The organism is Mycoplasma sp. 888 (assembly GCF_035609225.1).
In the GTDB taxonomy this organism is placed as follows: Bacteria; Bacillota_I; Bacilli_A; order Mycoplasmatales; family Metamycoplasmataceae; genus Mycoplasmopsis.
The window spans coordinates 514329-536505 of record NZ_CP141192.1 but is presented as its reverse complement, the minus strand read 5'-3'; the positions used below and the strand labels follow the sequence as shown (position 1 = coordinate 536505).

At 28.7% G+C, this 22177-nt stretch carries 21 protein-coding genes and 1 tRNA gene; 14 read left to right on the top strand and 8 right to left on the bottom strand.

Annotated features, from left to right (window positions below; translation table 4 throughout):
• Nucleotides 1-35: 35 nt before the first annotated feature.
• The 6 genes from secDF to rplA all read left to right on the top strand — a co-directional run bounded on the left by secDF (nt 36) and on the right by rplA (nt 7310).
• Nucleotides 36-2633: a protein translocase subunit SecDF gene (gene secDF, locus U5U50_RS02490; protein WP_324672467.1), complete on the top strand. Its 2598-nt coding sequence runs from the start codon at nt 36-38 to the stop codon at nt 2631-2633.
• A 120-nt stretch (nt 2634-2753) separates the two neighbouring features.
• Nucleotides 2754-4019: a GTPase ObgE gene (gene obgE / locus U5U50_RS02485; RefSeq protein WP_324672465.1), complete on the top strand. Its 1266-nt coding sequence runs from the start codon at nt 2754-2756 to the stop codon at nt 4017-4019.
• Nucleotides 4020-4087: 68 nt separating this feature from the next.
• Nucleotides 4088-4825 carry a triose-phosphate isomerase gene (gene tpiA / locus U5U50_RS02480; RefSeq protein ID WP_324672462.1) on the top strand — a complete coding sequence of 246 codons (738 nt, stop codon included), beginning with the start codon at nt 4088-4090 and terminating at the stop codon, nt 4823-4825.
• 2 nt (nt 4826-4827) lie between these two features.
• Nucleotides 4828-5853, top strand: a complete 1026-nt coding sequence (locus U5U50_RS02475; protein WP_324672461.1) for a hypothetical protein — start codon at nt 4828-4830, stop codon at nt 5851-5853.
• Between the two features lie 165 nt (nt 5854-6018).
• Nucleotides 6019-6612, top strand: coding sequence for a 50S ribosomal protein L11 (rplK, locus tag U5U50_RS02470; RefSeq protein ID WP_324672459.1), 594 nt, complete (start codon nt 6019-6021; stop codon nt 6610-6612).
• Between the two features lie 2 nt (nt 6613-6614).
• Nucleotides 6615-7310 carry a 50S ribosomal protein L1 gene (gene rplA, locus U5U50_RS02465; RefSeq protein ID WP_257088879.1) on the top strand — a complete coding sequence of 232 codons (696 nt, stop codon included), beginning with the start codon at nt 6615-6617 and terminating at the stop codon, nt 7308-7310.
• A 110-nt stretch (nt 7311-7420) separates the two neighbouring features.
• Here the strand turns inward: rplA and U5U50_RS02460 are convergent, their stop codons facing one another.
• The 5 genes from U5U50_RS02460 to U5U50_RS02440 form a co-directional block, all read right to left on the bottom strand.
• A complete protein-coding gene (locus U5U50_RS02460) occupies nt 7421-8023 on the bottom strand; it encodes a DDE-type integrase/transposase/recombinase (protein ID WP_324672456.1) in 603 nt (200 codons plus the stop codon).
• A gap of 200 nt (nt 8024-8223) precedes the next feature.
• On the bottom strand, nt 8224-8643 hold the full coding sequence (locus U5U50_RS02455) for a hypothetical protein (RefSeq protein WP_324672453.1): 420 nt from the start codon (nt 8641-8643) through the stop codon (nt 8224-8226).
• Between the two features lie 100 nt (nt 8644-8743).
• The gene (locus U5U50_RS02450) at nt 8744-9157 is read right to left on the bottom strand and encodes a hypothetical protein (RefSeq protein ID WP_324672451.1); all 414 of its coding nucleotides are present in this window, start codon (nt 9155-9157) and stop codon (nt 8744-8746) included.
• Nucleotides 9138-9644 (bottom strand): hypothetical protein, encoded by a 507-nt coding sequence (locus U5U50_RS02445; protein WP_324672449.1) that lies wholly within the window; start codon nt 9642-9644, stop codon nt 9138-9140. The genes U5U50_RS02450 and U5U50_RS02445 overlap by 20 nt, the downstream gene beginning before the upstream one ends.
• Before the next feature lie 89 nt (nt 9645-9733).
• Nucleotides 9734-10126, bottom strand: coding sequence for a hypothetical protein (locus U5U50_RS02440; protein WP_324672447.1), 393 nt, complete (start codon nt 10124-10126; stop codon nt 9734-9736).
• Nucleotides 10127-10192: 66 nt separating this feature from the next.
• On the opposite strand from U5U50_RS02440, the gene U5U50_RS02435 reads away from it, so the two are divergent.
• Nucleotides 10193-11062 (top strand): Cof-type HAD-IIB family hydrolase, encoded by an 870-nt coding sequence (locus tag U5U50_RS02435; protein ID WP_324672445.1) that lies wholly within the window; start codon nt 10193-10195, stop codon nt 11060-11062.
• Between the two features lie 87 nt (nt 11063-11149).
• On the opposite strand, the gene rpsT is transcribed toward U5U50_RS02435, so the two are convergent.
• Nucleotides 11150-11410 carry a 30S ribosomal protein S20 gene (rpsT, locus tag U5U50_RS02430; protein WP_257088867.1) on the bottom strand — a complete coding sequence of 87 codons (261 nt, stop codon included), beginning with the start codon at nt 11408-11410 and terminating at the stop codon, nt 11150-11152.
• A gap of 55 nt (nt 11411-11465) precedes the next feature.
• A complete protein-coding gene (locus U5U50_RS02425; RefSeq protein WP_324672443.1) occupies nt 11466-13250 on the bottom strand; it encodes a hypothetical protein in 1785 nt (594 codons plus the stop codon).
• 136 nt (nt 13251-13386) lie between these two features.
• Here U5U50_RS02425 and U5U50_RS02420 point away from each other — a divergent pair, with 136 nt between their 5' ends.
• Both U5U50_RS02420 and U5U50_RS02415 read left to right on the top strand, forming a co-directional pair.
• Nucleotides 13387-14904: a phospholipase D-like domain-containing protein gene (locus U5U50_RS02420; RefSeq protein WP_324672441.1), complete on the top strand. Its 1518-nt coding sequence runs from the start codon at nt 13387-13389 to the stop codon at nt 14902-14904.
• 106 nt (nt 14905-15010) lie between these two features.
• Complete coding sequence (locus U5U50_RS02415) at nt 15011-15274, top strand: HPr family phosphocarrier protein (protein WP_257088861.1); 264 nt, start codon at nt 15011-15013, stop codon at nt 15272-15274.
• Between the two features lie 89 nt (nt 15275-15363).
• Here the strand turns inward: U5U50_RS02415 and U5U50_RS02410 are convergent.
• A tRNA-Leu gene (locus tag U5U50_RS02410) sits at nt 15364-15448 on the bottom strand.
• A 104-nt stretch (nt 15449-15552) separates the two neighbouring features.
• Here U5U50_RS02410 and U5U50_RS02405 point away from each other — a divergent pair.
• The 5 genes from U5U50_RS02405 to U5U50_RS02385 all read left to right on the top strand — a co-directional run bounded on the left by U5U50_RS02405 (nt 15553) and on the right by U5U50_RS02385 (nt 22115).
• On the top strand, nt 15553-16632 hold the full coding sequence (locus tag U5U50_RS02405) for a M42 family peptidase (protein ID WP_324672438.1): 1080 nt from the start codon (nt 15553-15555) through the stop codon (nt 16630-16632).
• A gap of 47 nt (nt 16633-16679) precedes the next feature.
• A complete protein-coding gene (locus U5U50_RS02400) occupies nt 16680-16925 on the top strand; it encodes a YneF family protein (RefSeq protein ID WP_324672436.1) in 246 nt (81 codons plus the stop codon).
• 81 nt (nt 16926-17006) lie between these two features.
• Nucleotides 17007-18704, top strand: a complete 1698-nt coding sequence (locus U5U50_RS02395; RefSeq protein ID WP_324672434.1) for a potassium transporter TrkG — start codon at nt 17007-17009, stop codon at nt 18702-18704.
• Between the two features lie 14 nt (nt 18705-18718).
• Nucleotides 18719-19396: a TrkA family potassium uptake protein gene (locus U5U50_RS02390; protein ID WP_324672432.1), complete on the top strand. Its 678-nt coding sequence runs from the start codon at nt 18719-18721 to the stop codon at nt 19394-19396.
• A 310-nt stretch (nt 19397-19706) separates the two neighbouring features.
• Nucleotides 19707-22115: a P68 family surface lipoprotein gene (locus U5U50_RS02385; RefSeq protein WP_324672429.1), complete on the top strand. Its 2409-nt coding sequence runs from the start codon at nt 19707-19709 to the stop codon at nt 22113-22115.
• The last annotated feature ends 62 nt before the right edge of the window (nt 22116-22177 follow it).

The window sequence follows — 22177 nt, the reverse complement described above, 5'->3', positions numbered from 1 at the left end:
AATAAAGCATATTTTTGGTAGAATTAATACTAATTATGAAATTAAGAAGCAGAATATCAGAATTTTTTAAGTTAAGCAATTGAAAGAGAATTGTGATAAGCACTATCACAATTATTTCAACAATCTTAGCTATTGTTTTTGGTAGTTTATTTTACATTGGTAAAAATATAAATAAATCTATTGAGTATGGTGGAGGGATTGAAGTTTTAGTCCAAGTTCAAAAAGATAAAAAGAACGCAAACAATCAACTTACAAATCTTGTTAACACATCGTTATATAACAGACTTAATAATACCGGTTTAAATGGAATTACAGTTAGTTCCGAAGGTGATGGAAAAATAAGAATCACTAAATCAGGTCAATTAACCGATTCAGAGAGAATTCTTTTCCAAAATGAAATTGTTGATAAACCATTATTAACAATTACTGATGGACAGTTAAGACCATTATTCTATGAAGGTTCATTTAAAGTTGGTGAACCTATTGGAGTGGATGGTTCTCCTACAGATATACCTGCTTCAAAATGAATTCCACCATTTTTACAAGATTCTGCAACATCACAAGCAAATACATCAAATGGTAAAAACTCAGTTAGTCTAAAACTTAGACCAGATAGTCAAGTTGAATGAACAAAAGCAACTGAATATGTTTCAAGTCAGCAAGATAAACGTGTTTTGATGTGATTAAATATTGAAAAATTATTATCAATTGCACAAAATGAGTTCCCTGAAGATTGAGATCAATCAGGACATAATTTATGAAACTTTATTCATGTTACAAACCAAGCTTACTCAATTGATAATTCAACCGGTTTCCCTAGAAGAGTTGAAAATGCTTTAAAAGAGTTTGAATTTAATGCAACTGCTTATATGATTTCAAACGCTTCAGTTAATGAGCCATTAAATGGTGAAAGCGTACAAATCACGGGTAATTTCACAGCTCAAGAAGCACAACACTTAGCTAACCAAATTAACTTTGGTTTAAGTGATTATGAGTTAGAAGTATTGTCAAATGTTTATGTGCAACCTGATTTAAATAATTCATCATTTAACTATGCAATGATTGCTGGAATTGTTATCTTCAGTTTAATTTCAATATTTATGTTAGTTAACTATGGATTACTTGGTGCATTATCAACAATCTCAATTGCTCTTTATATTTTCTTAACATTACTAATCTTCACAGTATTAAGAGGAGAATATTCACCGGCTACATTAGCTGCCTTAATTATCGGAATTGGTATTAGTGTTGATGCTAACGTTATTACTTTTGAAAGGCTAAAACAGCAAATTTACACAGGAGATTCGCTGAAGAAGTCCTTCAGGAATGCTAATAAGTTAAGTATGTCATCAATTATCGATGCAAACGTTACGACTTTAATTGCTGGATTTATCCTATTCTACTTTGGTACAAAAGATGTGAAAGGATTCAGTATTACACTTGTATTATCTGTTTTATGTACATTGTTAATTATGTTAGTCTTTTCAAGATTTTTAGCAACAATGTTAGTTGGAACAGGTATGTTCGATGGCAAACTTTATATGTTAGGCATCAGAAAAAGATACATTAATCATAAAACTAAACTTGGTACAATGATTGAAAACTTTGATTACTTGAAACAATCAAAATGATTTGTACTTGGGTCTGTGATATTTGTTCTTATTGGATTAATTGTGTTCATTTCACTTTCGGCATCTGAACACAATATTTGAGGGGGATTTAATAAATCACTTGAATTTGCTGGAGGAACAAATATAATTGTTCAACCATCAATTGGCTCTGCTATTACATTAGAAGATGCTGAATCTATTAAAAAAGTAATTGCAGATAATGCTGCAAAATACAATATTGAAAATGTTGACCAAATAGTTTCATTCTCAAAAGCAAGCGCTTCAGGAAATGAATATGTTATAATGATTAAAACAAGTCAATCATTATCAGCAGATGTTGTTGAAAAAATTAGAGCCGATATTTTAAGCAATAATGCAAACGTTGAAATTATTAGTTACACAATTTCAACAAGTGAAGCTAACAAATTAGTATTAAATGCAGTTTTAGCTACTGTAATCAGCTTTGTTGGAATTATTGTTTACTTATTATTCAGAATGTCCTGAACTTACTCAATTGCAGCAATTATTGGTTTAGTTCACGACTTCTTAATGGTTATTGCTTTCATTGTAATTACAAGATTACAAGTTTCAACAATCATAGTTGCAGCTATGTTATCAATTTTAGGTTTAAGTATCAATGATACTGTTGTTACATTTGATAAGATACGTGAAACAATTAAAACTAATTTCAATGGAAAAATTCTTAAAAAAGATGATATCAAGTCAATTGTTAACCACTCGATTGCACAAACATTCAAAAGAAGTTTATATACATCAGGAACAACAATTCTAGCTATTTTAGTTCTATTATGCTTTAACAACGCTACAAATATGTCATTTAACATTGTTATGTTATTTGGAATTTCAATCGGAGTTTACTCATCAATCTTCATTTGTTCTTGAGTATGAGCAATGTTAGAAGGGCACAAACAAAGAAAAATTCAGAAGAGAATTGATACAGGTTACTGAAATGTTAACCATCCAGATGAGCAAACATTCGTTGGAGTAAATGATTATCTTTAAAATTTCAAACTCACAAACGTGAGTTTGTTTTTTTAACAAAACAAATGCATTTGCATAACTTAATTTATTTTTAGAATATAATTACATTAATTTAAATTAATCACCATAAAGGAGGAAAATATGGCTAAATTTATAGATGAAGTTTATGTATCAATTCAAGCTGGACGTGGTGGAAATGGTATGGTTTCATTCCGTAGAGAAGCACACGTTGATAAAGGTGGTCCAGACGGTGGAGATGGAGGAAGAGGAGGGAATGTTTACTTTGTAGGTGACTTAGGTAAAAATACTCTTTTAACTTTCTACCAAAACAAACGTATTGTCGCAAAAGATGGAGTTAAAGGTGGTCCTAAAAACCTTTATGGAGCCAATGCAGAAAACACATACGTTAAGGTGCCTGTTGGGACATTGGTTTATGATGGTAAACGTTTAGTTGCTGATATTATTGAACCAGATAAGCCATATTTAATAGCTTCTGGTGGTAAAGGTGGTAGAGGTAACACTAAATTCAAAACAGCTAAAAATACAGCTCCAAGAATTTCTGAAAATGGATTACCTGGAGAAAAATTTGAAGCACACATTGTGTTAAAAATTCTTTCAGATGTTGGTGTTGTAGGTAAGCCGTCAGCAGGAAAATCAACATTCTTAAATGCTGTTTCAAATGCAAAAGCTAAAGTTGCTGAATACGAGTTCACAACTCTTGTGCCACAATTAGGAATGGTTAAATATTTTGACGATTCATTTACAGTTGCTGACTTACCTGGATTAATCAAAGGAGCTGCATTAGGTAAAGGTTTAGGAATTCAATTCTTAAAACACATTGAACGTTGTAGAGTTATAGCTCACATTATTGATTTTGGTTCAGAAGAAAAAAATCCTGTTAAAGATTATGAAGTTATTAATAATGAACTTAAGTCATACAATTTAAAATTAGAGCAAAAGCCACAATTAGTAATTGCTAACAAAGAAGATTTACCAGCTTTCAAAACACACTTAAAAGAATTCAAAGCTAAATATCCGGATGTTGAAGTTGTTTCGATTTCTGCAATCAAACGTGAAAACTTAGAAGAAGTTAAAGATAAATTATGAGACTTAATTATCAATAACAAAGCTCAACCAATTGAAGAAAAAGAAGAAGAGGAAAAAGTTATTGAGTATGAACCTGATTTTCTTGTTACAAATCCATATTACGGATACTACGAAGTTTCAGGTAAAAAAGTTGAAGAATTATACAACCGTATTCCAATCAATACATTTGACAACCTTGTTAGATTTAACAATATCTTAAAGAAAATGGGTGTTTGAGAAGAGTTAATTAGAAAAGGTATTAAGTATGGTGACACTGTTTCTATTTACGGTTTCCAATTTGAATGAACAGATGAAGAGTAATCAATAATTAAATTATTGATTTCTTTTTATTTTCTTTAAATAAAATAAAATAAATAAAAGAGGTAAATATGAAAGATTTTTTAATAATCGGAAACTGAAAAATGAATAAAACTTATACTCAAACATTGAGTTATTTAGATGATTTAATTTTATCGCTCAAAGAATTAAACATTCCTAAAAGCATTAAAATTGGAATTGCAGTACCTTATCCAAGCTTACCTGCATTCACAAGTGCTATAAGCAAATTTGTACTACCGGTTGCTCAAAATATGTCTATTCATCAATTCGGTGCATTCACAGGTGAAGTTAGTGCTCTTATGCTAAATGATTTAAACGTTAGATACGTTATTTTAGGACACAACGAAAGACGATTACATCACTTTGAAACTAATGAAAGAGTCAATGTTAAGGCTAAAATTGCTATTGAACATGGGATTACACCTTTAATTTGTGTTGGCGAAAGTTTAGAAGATTATCAAAACAATAAAACTAAAGAAATTATTAAGCAACAAGTTTTAGAAACAACTAAAGGTCTTGATTTAGATAAATTCATCATTGCTTATGAACCGATTTGAGCTACAGGAACTGGTCATTCGGCTACTCCCGAATTTGCAAATGAAATTTGTGGCTTTATTTCGCAATTGCTAGATAACAAAGTTATTGTTCAATATGGAGGAAGTGTTACAAGCCAAAATATTGAACAATTATGTGCACAACCAAATATCAATGGATTTTTAGTTGGTAAGGCATCATTGCAATTAGATAACTTTATCGAAGTAATTAAGCATGCTTTAAAAACTAGGTAAAAATGAATAAGAAAATAGAAATATACATTGACTTCGAGGCAATAGATAGAAGACACACTCTTATTTATGATGAATTAAAGACATCGAAGTTTCATTCAATTCCATTTGCATACACAATTGGGAAATATCCGAATAATGATAAAAATCAAGCAATGCAAATAAAAACAAATGTTATCAACTTTAGAAATTACGACAAAAAAGAATACTTCAAAAAATTCAGAATTAAATTGTTGGCTGATATAGCTAAATTAAATGGAATGAAGGTCAAAGATTTAAGTATCAATAATATTAATGAGAAGTTTGTGTTTTATGGATGAAATCCAGTTTTAGAAAATACAATCATAAAAACAGTTTTAGGTAACCAAACAATTTGTCATAATGCAAATGTTTTTAAGGATAAATTTACATCTAAACAAGAAATTTCATTAAAATGAATGTCTAAAGGTTACGAAGATAAAAGCTACTTTAAAAATACAATAGAAATTCTTAAGAAAAAATCAATTCGCAAGATTACTGATGAGTCAGATCCTGGCTTAATTGCCTCTTTAGTTGGTTTCGCTCTTTTTGAAGCACAATATAAGAAAAAGAATAAGAATTTTCTTAATAATGCAGAAATTACAACAATATTAAATGAATTAAGAATTTATAATTCAGATGATATTCACAGAATTGATTTTATTTACAAAAATTCAAAAACTCTTAATCATAGGATAAAAGCTAAAAATGTAATAACAACTGAATTAAAATCAGTTGATAAAAAAAGAATCCAGACACTCAATAAAATTAATTTATTTAGACAAATTGATAATATTGTAATACTTGATAAAATTTCTAAATCAATTGCAAATGAGGACTTATTGCAAATTCTCAAGAAAAACTTAAGATGATTTGAGAAAGCAATTGAATTAGTTAATGAAGCAGAATTTAATGGAGAAAACATTAAAAAATATTTAGAACATCTATCAGATAATTATGAAAATCTTTCTGAAAAAACACAGAACTTAAGAGATAAAATTAAAAACATTTAAGCCATACACACAGTCTTAAAAGTCTAAAAATTAATCAGATTAAAATCATTATCAAAAATGATTTTTTTTATTATAATAAAAAAGCAATATACACAATATTGCCAAATTAATGTGGGAGATATAAGAAATATCGTTTGACCACCATATCGAAAGGATACAGAATTTATGGCAAAAAAAGAAATTCAACGTATTGCTAAGTTGCAATTCCCTGCTGGTAAAGCTAAACCAGGTCCAGCTCTTGCTGGAGTTGGTGTTAACATGCCAGAATTTACAAAAGCTTTTAACGATGCTACAAGAGATAGAGGGGACGAACCAGTTCCAGTACAAATTACAGTTTACAAAGACAAATCATTCGAATTCAAATTATTCACAGCTCCTGCTTCATACAAAATCAAGCAAGCTGCAAAAATTCAATCAGGTGCTTCAAACGCTAAAACAACAATCGTTGCTACAATCTCAAAAGATCAATTAAGAGAAATAGCTGAATACAAATTGCCTGACTTAAACACAGATGATGTTTACGCTGCTATGGCTACAATTGCTGGTACAGCTAAACAAATGGGTGTTTTAGTTGAAGGATACGACGACATTTTTAAAGCTAAAAAAGAAGCCGCTGCTGCAGCTAAAGCAGAAGCAAAAGCTGAAGCTAGAGAAGCTGAATTAAACAAAGAAGCTGAAGAACTTGTTGCAACAAAAGGTGAAAGAATTGAAGTTAATGTTATTTCACAAGAACACAACAAAGAAGAAGGAGCAGAATAATTATGGCTAAAAGAGTTTCTAAAAATTTAAAAGCTGCTAGAGCTGCATTTGACAGAACAGTTGCTTACGATTTAGCTGAAGCTATTGAACTTGCTAAAAAAACTTCTTACGCAAAATTTGACGCTTCAATCGATTTAGCTTTCAACTTAAACTTAGACGTTCGTAAAGCAGACCAACAATTACGTGGGGCTGTATTACTTCCAAACGGAACAGGTAAATCAATCAGAGTTTTAGTAGCTACAAACAATGTTGAAAAACAAAAAGCTGCACAAGAAGCTGGTGCAGATATTGTTGTTGATGCACAAGCATTAGAACAAAGAATTAAAGAAGATCAATTTGATTTCGATGTTATGGTAGCTGACCCAGCTATGATGCCTTTATTAGGAAAATATGGTAAAAAATTAGGGCCTAAAGGTCTTATGCCAAACCCTAAAACAGGTACAGTTACTCCAACACCTGAAAAAGCTGTTGAAGAACTTAAAAAAGGTAAAGCTAACTACCGTACAGACAAAGCTGGTATTGTACACTCATTAATCGGAAAAGCAAGCATGTCAACTGAAGCATTAGTAGAAAATGCACAAACATTAATCTCATTAATTAAAAGATTAAAACCTGCAGCTGTTAAAGGAACATATATGTTAAACTTAACAGTTTCAGCATCAATGGGACCAAGTGTTAAAATTAAAATTGAAAAATAGTTAATTTATAAGTCATAGGGTAACCTATGATTTTTTTATTACTATGTGGAAGACAAATAAAAAAATGAATGAAACTTTTTAAATAAACTAGGACAAGTCTTATAGACAATTTATAAAAAACTCAAAACATCTCAACATTGTTGAGGTGTTTTTCAATTTAACACAGATTGAAATCTTTCATTGTTATATCATTCAATGTAATCTTTGATAATGTTTTTTAGTTTATCAAAGCAAATTGTTTTGTAATTTACAAAGTTTAAACACTCAGATTTGATGTTTGAAAAGAAATATTCAACTTCCCTATTATCTAATGAATTTCCGACCCTACCCATAGATACATTACCATTGTTTTTGACAACTACATCGAGATATTTAGATGATGAATATTGAAATCCGTGATCGGAATGAAGGATTCAAGGTTTTTTAAACTTGATATCCTTGATGTGTGAAATAACTAAATCTGTGTCATTTCTTCTTGATAAGTTTCAATTTAAAATTTTCTTTGTTTTATGATGTATTGCAACTGAAAGATAAACGTGGTTTTCATCTATATCGTTTGGTGCTTTTATATATGAAACATCTGTCGCAATAATATTATTTGTAATTCCATTGTAATCTCTATTTACAAGATCTTTAATCTTAACATTTGTATTCTTGATTTCTCTGACTTTACGTTTTGGCCTAACTACACAAATTAGATTTAATTTCTTCATTATTCTTCCTAATGTCCTGTAATTTATGTCCATTTTATATACTTTTAGTATATAAACACTCAATCTTCAACGACCAAAACGACCTTTATTTTCATAAAAGGCCTTTTTGACAATTGAATGTAATTCTTCATTTTCAGAATTTTGAGAGACTTCTTTGTCTAATTGCGAAATTTTCTTATAAAAAGTAGATTTTGGTATTCCTAAAAATATATAAATTGTTTATTTGTAACAGAAGATGATTTCTTGATTTTGCTTCAATCAATTTCCATTTTATTATCTCTGAAAATTTCAATCATAATTTTTATGAATTCATTCTTTTGCTCATCAGTCATTTCTTCAATCATTGAATCATCTGTTTCAATAGGTTTCTTTTTAGGCCTTCCAGAACCCTTCCCTTTTTTAGGAGCCGTTCCTGTTTTTGAAAATATTACAGTTTCATCTTTTTGATATTCCTTAAATTTATTTCAAATTCTACGTCTAACATTTTCTTTAAAGTAATCCTTATTATATTTTTCTGAAATATAAGATGCAAATTTGTATTCATATTCATTTGTGTATTCTCAATTTTCTATTCATTTGAATAGATCTAATCATTCATAATGTTTCAATTGTTTAGCCATTTGTAAAATCCTTTCTCTTATTGTAAACAAAAAGCAGACAGTTTTTTATTTTCTGTCTACTTTTCTTGTCCTAGTTTAAAATCAGTTTCATTCATCTATTTTATTCAATAATTTGCTTAATAACTTCGATATCATCATCAGTTATTTGAGTTTGTTCTTTAAACTCTTTTAAGAATTCAATATTTCTTGAAATCTTATCTTTATATTCGTTTGTCTTATTTGTTATAGCTAAAAAGCTTTGAATTGATACAAGCATTGTTGTGATAACAGAGAATAAAGCGATCGCAACAAACAAGTCCATTGTTTTATCAGGTAGAATATTAAATCTAATTGAATATAAGTTTAGAACAATAATTGAGGCAGATAAGAAAATAGAAATAACGTTTAATAATGTAAATAAAGTTTTACTTGTAATGTATTTAAAATAAACACTATTTTTGACCTTATCAATATCATTAATGCTGTTGATTTGTAATTTGTTTCTCATTTGTTCTTTAGTTTTGTTTTTGTCCATTATTAACCTCGTTTTCAAAGTCGCTTGATTTGTATCTATCTATTTCTAATATGGTTATTGTTCTTTTAAATAATGTAAAGTTTGCTTCTTTATTATTTAAATTCTTATATATGTGTAATTTAGATTTGTAAAAAAAGTGTTCAAGTTGAATTGCTTTAATTTTAGTTTGATAAAAGATTGCTTTTTTATTAATAACAAAGAATGATAATATACCTGAAGTAAAAGTGATTATCGCATTAACAATTGTTAACAAGATAATGTAGTTGCTATTTGAGTTTAAAAAACTCGTGTACGGATTAGTCATACCGTCAGGATAATAAGAAGATGTTCCTGCAAGGTATAAAATCGCTATTACACCATTTAAAAGTGTAAACAAGATTATTGATGCATTTAGTAAATAATATAGAACTGAATACACAATAAGCTTAAGCTTTATTTCTTTATAAAGTTTGAAATAAGCATTCATTGTAATGTCTTTCTTTTTCATTATTTCTTACTTCCTGATGGTGAGGTAATTTCATCCTGAATAACTTCTAAGATTACTAATTTCTTGAATGATTTTGCTTCAGTGTACATTTAGTCAATGAATTTAATTAAGTTTTCTTCTGAAATTAAACCATTAGCATATTTAATTTCAAGATATTTCAAGCTTTCATAAACTTTCTTATAAGTTGACATCTTAGTATTGCTGCGATAAATAGCAATTCCAATGTTTAAGAAGAATAGAATAATCATAAACACACAAAGCAAGATAACTGAAATGTATGATGAGTTTCTTTGTAATTCATCATTTCCATTTGTTTGTCCATGTGATACAATGATTGAAAGCGTAATTGCAGCTATGATAATAGATGAAATATTAAGGAGTGCAATTATGATAGAAAAACTGATATCAATAATCTTGTAAGTAAGCAGTTTCTTCTTATCATGCTTAAGTCTTTTGTTTAAATATTTAATAATATCTTTCATCAAATATATTTTAATTGAAAATATTATTTTTAGCTATATTTTGATAGTTTAATTTATAATATTCCCATGAATAAATCGTTTGCAGTTTTTAGTGATGTGGATGGAACAATTTACGGATTTCCACATAAAAAATTATCAGAAAAAGTAAAAGAACAAGTTTTAGATTTATCATCTAAAAATATTCCTTTTGTAATCAACACAGGTAATCCTGTTTTAGAAAAAATTAAACGTTTAGCTAGAGAACTTAATTCAAGATATTTATCTTGTTCAAGTGGTGCGATTATTTATGATATGCAAGAAGAAAAACCATTGCACATTGAAATAATTGATCCTAATGAAGCTAAAAAAGTTTGAGATTTAGCACTCAAAGCTGATGTTACATTATATTATGCAGGTGTTAATCAATTCTACTTATACAATGTTCACAACGATATCTATGAGTTTTTAACATCATTTAATGAATATGATAAGTGAATTACAGATGGAACTATTCCTGGTGATTTACACAGAATTGAAGTTTATGGAACAAAAGAACAATTAGAAAAATTTATTGATTTATATAATCAATCAGATGTTAAATTAGACTTAGTTAATGTTGATTATTTATATATAGAAATGTCTAATCCTGGTGTAAATAAGGGTTCAGGAATGAAATGATTATGTGAAAACGTTTTCAATGCTGATTTAGCTGATGTTATGGCAATTGGAGATAGTCCAAATGACATTCCAATGTTTAAATTATCAGGATATTCATATGCAATGGATAATTCTGACCAATATACAAAATCATTTGCAAAATATTACACATCAGACGTGCTTCAAGACGGATTAGCTGAAGCTATTGTCGATTATTTATATCGTGGAGATTATGAACTTAAAAGAGCTGTTTCTCAAATGGGGAATATTGCAAAAACAAATAAGAAAATTATGTACTAAAAAAATTTTTATAACTTGCACACTATTGCAAAAGTGCAAAAGAGAAATAAAAAATCGGACATTAGTCCGTTTTTTGTAACGTTTAAACTATTTGTTTTTGTTTACAAATTCATCTAAACGTGAACGTTTTCTAGCACCTTTGTTTGGGTGGAAAACACCTTTAGAAACAGCTTTAGCAATTGTTTTGTGAGCAAATGCAACTAATTCAGCAGCTTTTGCATCTTTAGCTAAAACAGCTTCTCTAGCTTTACGTATAGCTGTTTTAACTCTTGATTTCATAGCAGCGTTTTTAACACGAGCTTTTTCCATCTTAGCTATACTTTTAACTTTAGATTTAATGTTAGCCATAAATCCTCCCTTTTTCTAAATATATGTGAAAAATCTTTTCTATTATACTATATTTTTAACTTTTGAATTTTTGGTTATATTCAATTCCGATTTTTGAAGATAAGTTGTCATCTACGCCATTTATCTTGGTGTGTGTGACTTTTTCGTTAGAATCATTTTCAATTTGATAAATGTATAATGCACCATTATCTACTTCATTGTCATCTGTAATGAAGTAATTTCTTTTAACTAACTCATATTCAAATCTTGTTGAAGGAGTATAGTTAACAAAGTCGAAGTTATTAAGTTGTAAGTATTTTTTATTCATTATTTTAACAAATTTACTATTAGCAAAATCTATGTGATTTACTATAAACTCAATCTTTTTCTTAAATTCATCTTCATCATTCATATCGATTGCATTTTCAGGATCTTCATTATTTAAATCTTGAATCAACCTTACAAAAACATTTTTAGTTTCTTTAATACTAAATAATTCTTCAACTTTTGCTTTATATGAACTAAGTTTATTGATATCGATTAATGTAGCTTTATAAAGCTCGTGTAGTTGACTCTTGAAATCATTATATTTATTTAAATCTGTATAGTAATCTCTGAACACTAAATCAATATATTCATCATACATTTTAAGTGAATAATTATTTAGACCTTCCTGAATATCATTTTTAAATTGTTTTGTGAATCTATATAACTCACCCATATTTGAATAAATTGATGAATTTAATGTTTCATAAAGTTCATCAAGAGTTCCTTGTGATGTGTTTTTAGCAACTACTAATCCATCTATAAGTAAGATGTTTTGTGCAATTTTAAATGATTGTACTGTTCCGTTTTCAACTTCTTCATAGTTGTTATCTGAGAAGTAAGCATCCAGTGCATCACCATTATACATAACAGCTGAGTCAGCTTCTAGATTCTGTGGATTAATTAATTTATTTAAGATACTTTGACCATCGCCATCATATGTGATGTAATTGCTATCATTTGGATTTTTTCCAGTGCTTTTTTGAACAAGTGAATAGAAGTTATCGATAAACTTTGTGTAGTTATCTTTAGTAACATCGTTATTTGTGTTTAAGACTACACTGGTATGTTGAAAGTCATAAAATGAACCATATAACATATTAGCTCTAACAGCATCTGTAATAGTTAAATTAGAATATCCATTATTAAACAATGTATTTAATTGGTTATATAAACTAAGTGAACCGAAGTCTTTAAGGTTTGTTCCGCTAGCTTGTAATTCTGTTTTATTTTGATCTAATAATTCTTTTGTGATTGGTTGTACACCGTTAGTTTGCTTTTGTTTCTTTGTGTTAAATGCAACTACTGCATCTTGCATAAAGTATGGAACAAAGTATTCTCATAAGTGTCTTGATTCCTCATATTTTTTACCTGATTGATCTGTTTTTAAATCTTCATCATAACTTGCTAAATGTTCAAACACAATAGGTGTGTAAATAGTTTGCAAGATGTTTTTAAGCAACTCCTTATCAGGCTTGTCTGATAAATTTAGCAACTTTTTAAAATCAATTGGTGCCAATAGGTCTTTTTTGATTAAATTAACTGCTTGGAAATCGCTTCCAATTCCAGCAATTGCTTTTGAGTTTACAAGGGCAACTGTGAATTCGTTAATTTCATCAAATGTTTTATAAGAGAAGTTTTCTTGAATTTTATCCCTATTCTCTTTTGAGATATAAGACTTGTAATTAAAGAAGGATGGTTTAAATCTGTTACTCATTTTTACACCGACTAAAGTAAAGGTAAAAATTGAGATTAAAGCAATCATAATAATTGCTGATCAAGCTTTGAGTTTTCTAAGTAAATTCTGCTGTTTCATAAATCCTTTTGTCTTAATTTTAATTATTTAAAATAATGTTTATTTTATATCAAAACCAAATTTATTTTTGTGATTAAAATATTTTTTAAGTGCTATTTTTTAGGACAAAAAGAATAAAATGATATAAAATTGAATCATGATTACTAAAAATAACTTAAAGTGATTAATTTCATTTATCATTGCTTTTTTAATTGTTACATTAACTGTTGTTTTTGTATCGTTTTTAGTGCTTAATATTTACAAAGAAGTTTCATATTTTTTCATCTTCTTGTTCTATGTAATTAATGTGACTTTTGTCTTTGTTATTTACAGTCAAAAGAAGCAACATGAGTCGAAATTTTCTTGAATTTATTTAACGATGTTATTACCAATAATTGGACATGTTATTTTTATTGTTTATGGTTTTCATTGAAAAAATAAAAATGAAATTAAGGTTAATAAAAATCCGATGTACCATTTAAAACAATATGTTCCATTGTTTATAAAAAATCAAAATCAATTAAGTTATAAAAGTAATAATTTAACAGAGCTTACAAATCTTAATAATAATGTTATCCTACCTGCGAACATTGAATTCTATGAAGAAGGATATAGATTCTATGATCACTTATTTAATGGAATCAATGACGCAAAAAAAACAATCTACATCATTACATACATAATTAAAAAATCCGAAATTTCAGAGCACTTTTTAAACTTACTACTTAAAAAAGCTGATGAAGGTGTCAAAATCAAATGACTTGTTGACGATTTTGGTGCTATGCCATCACAAAAAAGAAAGCTATCCAAATTATCTAAACATCCGAACATTGAGTTTGCCTATATCGGAAAAATTTATTATCCATTTATTAATGCAAGTAGTTTCTCAAGAAACCATGAGAAATTTATTATTATAGATAACAAGATGGTTTTCTCAGGTGGAAACAACATTTCAGATGAATATTCATCAATGTCAAAAAAATATGGGCACTGAATTGATCTTAACTATAAGATTACAGGCCCATATATAAATGCATATATAATTCATTTTATTAAGTTTTGAAAAATAATAACTAATAAAAATATTGAAATTAGAAGTTCATTATTTATTGATACTAGTGATCAAGAATACGAAAATAATTCATTTTTAATTTTAGAATCACCTAATTTTGACTATTCAGAATCAGAATTTTTATGACTAAAATTAATTGCAACTGCTAAAAAATCAATTCGTATTTGCACACCATACTTTTCAGTTACTAACGCACTTAAAAAACAATTAATTTTAGCATTAAGAAATAATGTGAAAATCACAATTTACTTCCCAGGGTTGCCAGATAAGAAGTTGGTTTATAAAATCAGTTTATCTCAACTTGAAGAATTAATTCCATATGGTTTAGAGGTAAAAATTTATGATGATCATTTCTTACACACTAAAGCAGGGATAGTTGACGACAAAATTGCTTGAGTTGGAACAACCAACTGAGACAGTAGAAGTATGTTTTCACAATATGAAACAATGGATGTTTTTGAAGGAAAATCAGTCCAAAAACTAATTCAGATTTTTAACGAATATGATAAAAAATCTGAAAATATGAAAAAAAACTGTAAAAATAAGAAAAAAAATAATCTATTTAAGAAATTTGTTTTTGATATAACTAAACCATTGATATAATAAGAGTATATTTTGGTTAGATAAACTACTTTTTTAATTTTATTTTTGTTAAATTTTGAAATAGCATTTTATTAAAATCAATTACAAAGGAACAAAGGAGAAAACGATGAAAGAATTCACAGCTAAAATTATTGATCCAATTGGTTTACACGCTAGACCAGCAACTTTAATTGTTTCAACAGCAACAAAATTCAAATCAGATTCTAAATTAATTTACAATGGACGTGAAGCTAATTTAAAATCAATTATGAACATTATGGCTTTAGGAATTAAACACGGAGCTGAAATTACAGTTAAAGTGCTTGGAGAAGATGAAGAAGCAGCAGTAAAAGCTATTGAAGCTGCTTTAAAAAATCATGGTTTAATTTAATTGTTCTGAAAATCGCTGCAATAATAGCGATTTTTCTTTTTTCCTTTTGTACAAAAAGAAAATAAAAAAAGACACTTTTTAGTGTCATATGGTGCGCGAGACAGGACTTGAACCTGCATGGGTCACCCCACTAGAGCCTTAATCTAGCGTGTCTGCCAATTTCACCACTCACGCAATTAGTAAAAATATTATAAAACAAAATTAAAAAAATTTATAAAGATTTATATAATTTAAATTAACTTTAATTTAAAGCTATTTTTACAAATCAGAAGGTGTTTATGAATAACAAAGAACAATTTAAAAATCAATTAATTAAATACTTAGAAATCGAAGCTATGTCAAGATACGAAGAACCTGTAGCAGATGAATTAAGAAAAAATATTTCATCAGTTTACAGAATTTCAAGAGATAAATTAGGTTCAATCATTTTTAATAAATCATCTAAAAATCCATCTGCTCCAAAAGTTATGATTGCAGCACATATGGATGAAGTAGGTTATATTGTAAGAAGAATTGAAAAATCAGGACAATTATTATTAAGTCCAATTGGTGGAATTTGAGCTTCAACAGTTATTGGAACAAAAGCTAAATTAATCACAGCAAACAAAGAATATTTAGGTGTATTTGGACACACAAGTATTCACATTATGGAAAATTCTAAAATTTCAAAAGCTATGACTAATAATGAACTTTATGCTGATTTTGGATTTAAAAATGAACAAGAAGCAATAGCAGCAGGAGTAACAATTGGTGACAGAGTTCAAATGAGTGGAGAAACTATTTTATTTGATAATCCTGATTTAATTGGTGGAAAAGCAATGGACAATAGAGCTGGTGTAACTGTTTTAGAATTTATTGCAAATGAAGTTGCTGATTTAGATCTAGATGTTGATTTATATTTAGTCGGAACAGTTCAAGAAGAAGTCGGGACAAGAGGAGCAAGAAGTTCAGTTGCGCTTGTTAATCCAGATGTTGCAATAGCACTTGATACAACTTCTTCACACGATACACCAGATGTAATTCCCGGAACAACAAGATTATTTAAAGGCGCTGCTCTTAGAATTAAAGATGGTGGAACATTAATGGATACAAAATTAGTTCAATTCTTCGAAGAAGTTGCTGCCAAATATGAAATTCCAACTTACAAATTTGTTGCAATGGGTGGAGGTACAGACGCTCATGAGCTTCAATTTGCGAAAGGGGGAGCTGCAACTTTAACAATTTCACTTCCACAAAGATATTTACATAGCCCTATTGGTGTTTGCTCAATTTCTGATTTAATAGCTGCCAAAGATTTATTGGTTAACTTTTTAAAAAATTTTAATAAGACAAACTATGATAAAATAAAATATATTTAATTTAATTATTAAAACTCATTACAAAATTTATTTTAAGGAGAATAATTATGGTTGAAATGCAAACTGGAGCATTTGTTGGGATGATTGTTGCTGTTGTAATATTTGTAGTTATTGCAGCTGCTTTAGTAACATTCTTTATTGCTAAAAGAATGTTTGAAAAACAACTTAAAGAAAACCCACCTATCAATGAAAAAATGATTAGAGTAATGTTCAAACAAATGGGTAGAACAGCATCAGAAACACAAATTCGTCAAATTATGAAATCAATGAATGCTGAAAAAAATAAAAAATAATTTAATAAATTCATTTTAATAATGAATTTTTTTAATTTAATATAATTAAATTACATTTAATAATGTAAGTTTGGAGGAATTTTGAGTAAGAGTTCTTATAGTATCAAGTTAAGGATTCAGAACTCGAGATTAGCAAAATCAATTAGAAAGTTTTGACATTGAAAAAACAACATATCAAAACTTAAGTATTTATTATTTATTTACTTATTGATTATTCTAGTTTCCAGTTTGATTTTGTTTTCACCAATAGCACAAAATCCTGAAGCTTCACGTGTTAAATACATTGATGCATTTTTCACAACAGCTAGTGCATTTAGTGATACCGGTCTAGTAACTGTTGATACATTTGGCCAGTGAAATGATTTAGGTCAAGCAATTATTGCTGTTTTGATTTTAACTGGTGGAATTGGTATTTTTGCGCTTAAGTTTTTTGCCATTAACTACTTATTTGGTAAAAAAACATCCACCCTTGCTGAAATTAAAATTATGCAAACTGAACGGGGTGTATCTGATGTAACAAAGACTACAAAAGTAATTATTTCATCAGTTAAATTTATTTTTATTTGTATTTGTTTATTCAGTATTATTCTTACATTTTATTTCTATTTCGCAACACCAAAACATACAGAGGGAATGAAACAAATTTTAACTGATGGTTCATTCAAAAATCCTCAAGGTAATTTTGTTCTTTCTTTAAAATATGGAATTTTCCATACTATATCAGCAATCAATAATGCTGGTTTTGACATTATGTCAAGCTCTTCACTTATGCCGTATTATCAAAATTACTTCTTACAAATTTGCTTTATTATCTTACTTATTATTGGTGGATTAGGTTATCCAGCTCTTCACGACATTGTGTCTTATATCAAGCACAAACTCAAAAGAAAGGATACACAGTTTAAATTTTCAATATTCACCAAAGTTTCACTTACAACTTATGTAATTGTATTTCTAATTGGATTTGGTATTTCCTTAGGATTTGAAATTTCATCTTCAAATCCATATTCATTGTGAAATCAATATCACTTACCTGTAGGTGTTGGTAATGAAACTCACAAAGCTTACATTGAATGATTCTCGAAAGGTGCAAATGTTAAAGATTTAGAATTAGAAAAATTCGCAAATCTTAACCAATACATTGAAAAAGGTCAATTATACGGAAGTACATTTGATAAATTCTTTGCAGTATTCTTCACATCTTTTTCAACAAGAAGTGCTGGATTTGCTACTGTAAATATGAAACATTTTACACAAGGTTCAACTTTTGTGTTTATCTTTATGATGATAATTGGTTCAGCTCCTGCATCAACCGGTGGAGGTATAAGAACCACAACTTTAGCTCTTGTAATTTTAGGTCTATATAGAATTTTATTCGGTAGACCAAGAGTTAGAGTGTTCAAAAGAGCTATCAATCAAGACACTGTTAATATGTCTGCAAAAATATTAACAATTGCAACAATTATTATTTTTATTGCTTCAATGATTCTATTTAGCTCATTCCAAGATTATGGTGGAGAAATCAAAAATGCATTCTTGCAAGATCCTAATGAAGGGTTCTCAATGGAAAATTTAATTTTCGAAGTAGTAAGTGCCTTTGGAACAACTGGTTTATCATCAGGAATTACAAAAAACTTGAATATAGTTTCAAAATTAACATTAATTATCGTTATGTTCATTGGACAATTTGGAATTAGTTCAACACTTAATGTTTGAAAACGTAAAAAAGATTTTAGTCGTACCTATGAATATGTTGAAGCTGACATTATCATTGGTTAATGATTGGGGAAAATATGAAACTCAAATATGAAAATGAAATAGTAGTTATCGGAACAGGAAGATTTGGCCAAGCTGTTATCGATCAATTAATTAAACTTAAAAAAGACGTTGTTATTTTAGATAAAGACGACGAAAATACGAAACTTTATGCAGATGAAGTTGACAAAATTATCATTGGTGATGCAGCTGATACAAGAACACTTCAAGCTATTGGTATTGACCAAATGGAAACCGTTGTTGTTGCTGTATCAGACAACATCGAAATTGTTGCTGCACTTTTAGAACTTAAAGTAAAAAACATTATTGCAAGAGCATCAACAAAACGTCATGCAAGAGTTTTAAAACAAATTGGTGTTAATGTGATTATTCGTCCTGAGTTTGAATCAGGTACAAGAACAGCATTAATTGCAGCTAACAAAAACTTTATTCAATATAGTGAAACACTTCAAGAAATTGGAGGAAACTTTGTTGTTGGTTCAACAAAAATTAAGAACCAAAACTTATTTAACAAACAAGTTAAAGAAATTGGTTTAAATGAAAAGAGTATCACTATTGTTTTAATTCAATCAGCTGATAAAGTTTTTAAACGTGCAACAGGAGACGTTACATTACATAAAGATGACAATATTACAATCATCGGCGAGATAGGTGATGTAACAACTGCGCTTGAATGATTTAATAAAGTAAACTAAAATTTCAATTTCACGTGTAAGTTATCCACATGTGGAATTATTTTTTTCTTAATTTTTCACAAAAATGTGAAAAAAATAAGTGATTTTTGAAAATATTTATAAATAAATTTATTTATTTATTTATAATAAATACGAAATCTAATATACAGAAATTAAATTGACTTTTTTCAATTTTATAAATTAGAAATTTTCACATTCATATTGGTAAAAAATATTTGTGTATATTGATTTCTAATAAAATCTCATAACAAAATATCTAAACAAAACAATTTAAATTTATTCAAATTTTTATTTCAATATAGGAGATAAAATGACAAAATTCAAAAAATTATTAATTAACGGAGCAGCTTTATTAGCTCTTACAGCTCCAGTTATTTCGATCTCTTGTGGTAACGAAGGTGGTGTAACTGCATCATCTGGTGAAACATTTACTCAAGAAGAAAAAGATGGATCAGAAATTAATGGTTCAACACTAGGTGACAGAATTTTAAACAATGAAACACCTAACACGTCATCAACTCAACCTTACACAATTACAGTTGGCGACAAAATTCTCATTGGTCACACATTCTCAGATGGTGGTGTTCAACAAAAAGCTTTAGCAGCTTTAGTTGAAAAATACAATACAGAAGTTGCGCCAAAACTTAAAGGTTCATTACCAGTAGGACTAAAACGTTTAGGTTCAGGATACTCAGCAGGTAAAGATATTGTTACAAAAGGTCTTTCATCAAAACAAACCTCAGACTTTATGAACCTTATCTTAAACTATAGTACAGTTGCTTCAGAGTTAGCAAGAGCAAAAATGCTTTTAAGCTTTAATGATAACTTAAGAGTAGCAAATACAGATTTATCACAATTCTCAGAAAAATTCATTACCTCTAACTTCCAAACAGAATATATTGATTTACCATCAACATGAATTTTACCTGCGTTTAAATCAACAACAATTTTCTCAATTAACGCACCGGTTCTTTCATACATTCTTGATACTTTAGTAGAAAAAGGTATGGAAGTTGCAGAAGATTTTAAAGAAGAATACAACAACATTAAAGCAAAAGGTAAAGGAGACCGTGAAGGCGTTAAGAAAATCTGAGGAGATCCTGTTTCAAACGTTGAATCAATTATTAACAAATATAAAGGAACAGGTAATAATGTTAAGAAATTAAGTAAAGCAATTTTTAACTCATATGCTGAATTACTTGATTTTGTGGCTATGGCACAAAAATTATTTGTAAACTCAGCTGAAAAAAATTCAACATTACACGTATTCGGAGTAGACGACTATACAGCTTTATACAACCAAGCTTTATATAGTGCTTTACTTAAAGAACAAGTTGATGCAGCTAAATCAACTGGAACACCATTAACTCAAAAAGATGCCCTTAAAGGAGCTTCAGCAGCAATGATTGAATCAGTATCAACTAATGCTGGAAAATTATCTATTAACTATGAAGTTCTTAAAAAACAAAATACATCAGCTTATGTAAAAACACAAGAAATCTTTAACAAAACATTTGCTGCTATTGAAGCAGGAGGATTAAAAATCTATCCTGGTGGTCAATATTCATCAAATGACCAAACAAAACACTACATGGCGTTTTCAATCGGTTCAACAGCCGGATATTCACACAACTATGTTTCAGGTGAATCATCAGATTTGATTAACAGCCTTAACAAAGGTGCATCAGTTAAAATCGATGAAAATGGAAGCTCATTAAATCTTTCTGAAAACAGAAGAACTCCAGGATTAGTTTTATTATCAAAATTAAAATCAGGAAAATTAGCATTCGGAAAACATAATAATGCAATTCACAGTGCATCAGAAAAAACATTCCCTGAAGGTAAATATGCTAATTATGAACTTCAATATGTCGATGCAGCTGAAGAAAAAGCATTTACTAATGCATTAACAAATGAAGCGTTATCAAAAGCATCATTAATTCTAATTAACAAAGATGGTAGTGACCAAATTATCCAAAAAGCTAAAGCACAAAATATTCCAGTTGCTGAATTGAAAAAGAAAAATGACACAAGATACTATGGTATTTTACTTTTAGATTCAGTTGATAACAAATCGCTTAAAAGCGCTGACAAAGCTCTTGTTGCTAAATTAACTGCAATGGGATACACAATTAAAGTAACTACAGCTCATGAATTATTAGGTGAAGAGGAATTAATTTCTCAACCAGTTCCACTTAAATGAACTTCTGAAGATCCATATAATGTTGTTTATTTACAAGGACCATCAATGATCGGTGTTCATACAACTGAAGTAGGTGATCTTGCAACAAAATTATTTGTAAACTGATTAATGACATCAGAAACTTTATATGAAAAATTCACAATTCAAGGTAACAATGGAAAAGACGAAGTTATTGCTGAAAACTTAACACCACGTGACATGTTCCAAAGTGCTATGGGATACATTCTTCCTTACAAAGGATTTGAAAAGAATACAGATTTCCCTACAAAAGGAAAACTTAACCCATACTTAAAAACAGCATTCGAATTATTCTCAAACGTTGCTAAGTCAACAGATAAAGATAAAGTTCCATATGTAACATTTGAAGAACCAGGGTCAATTTTTGCTGATTCATTCAGAAGTGGTGTTCAAGGAGCATGAGACTCATTACAAGCGGGAATCGATTCAAACAAAGCAGATTTTTCACTTGCAAAACCAACATTTGAGGACTTTATTAGAAAAGCTACAATTAAATAACAAAAATTCTCATACATTAAAAAACAAATGAAAATATAGTTTTAATTATGTTAAAACTATAT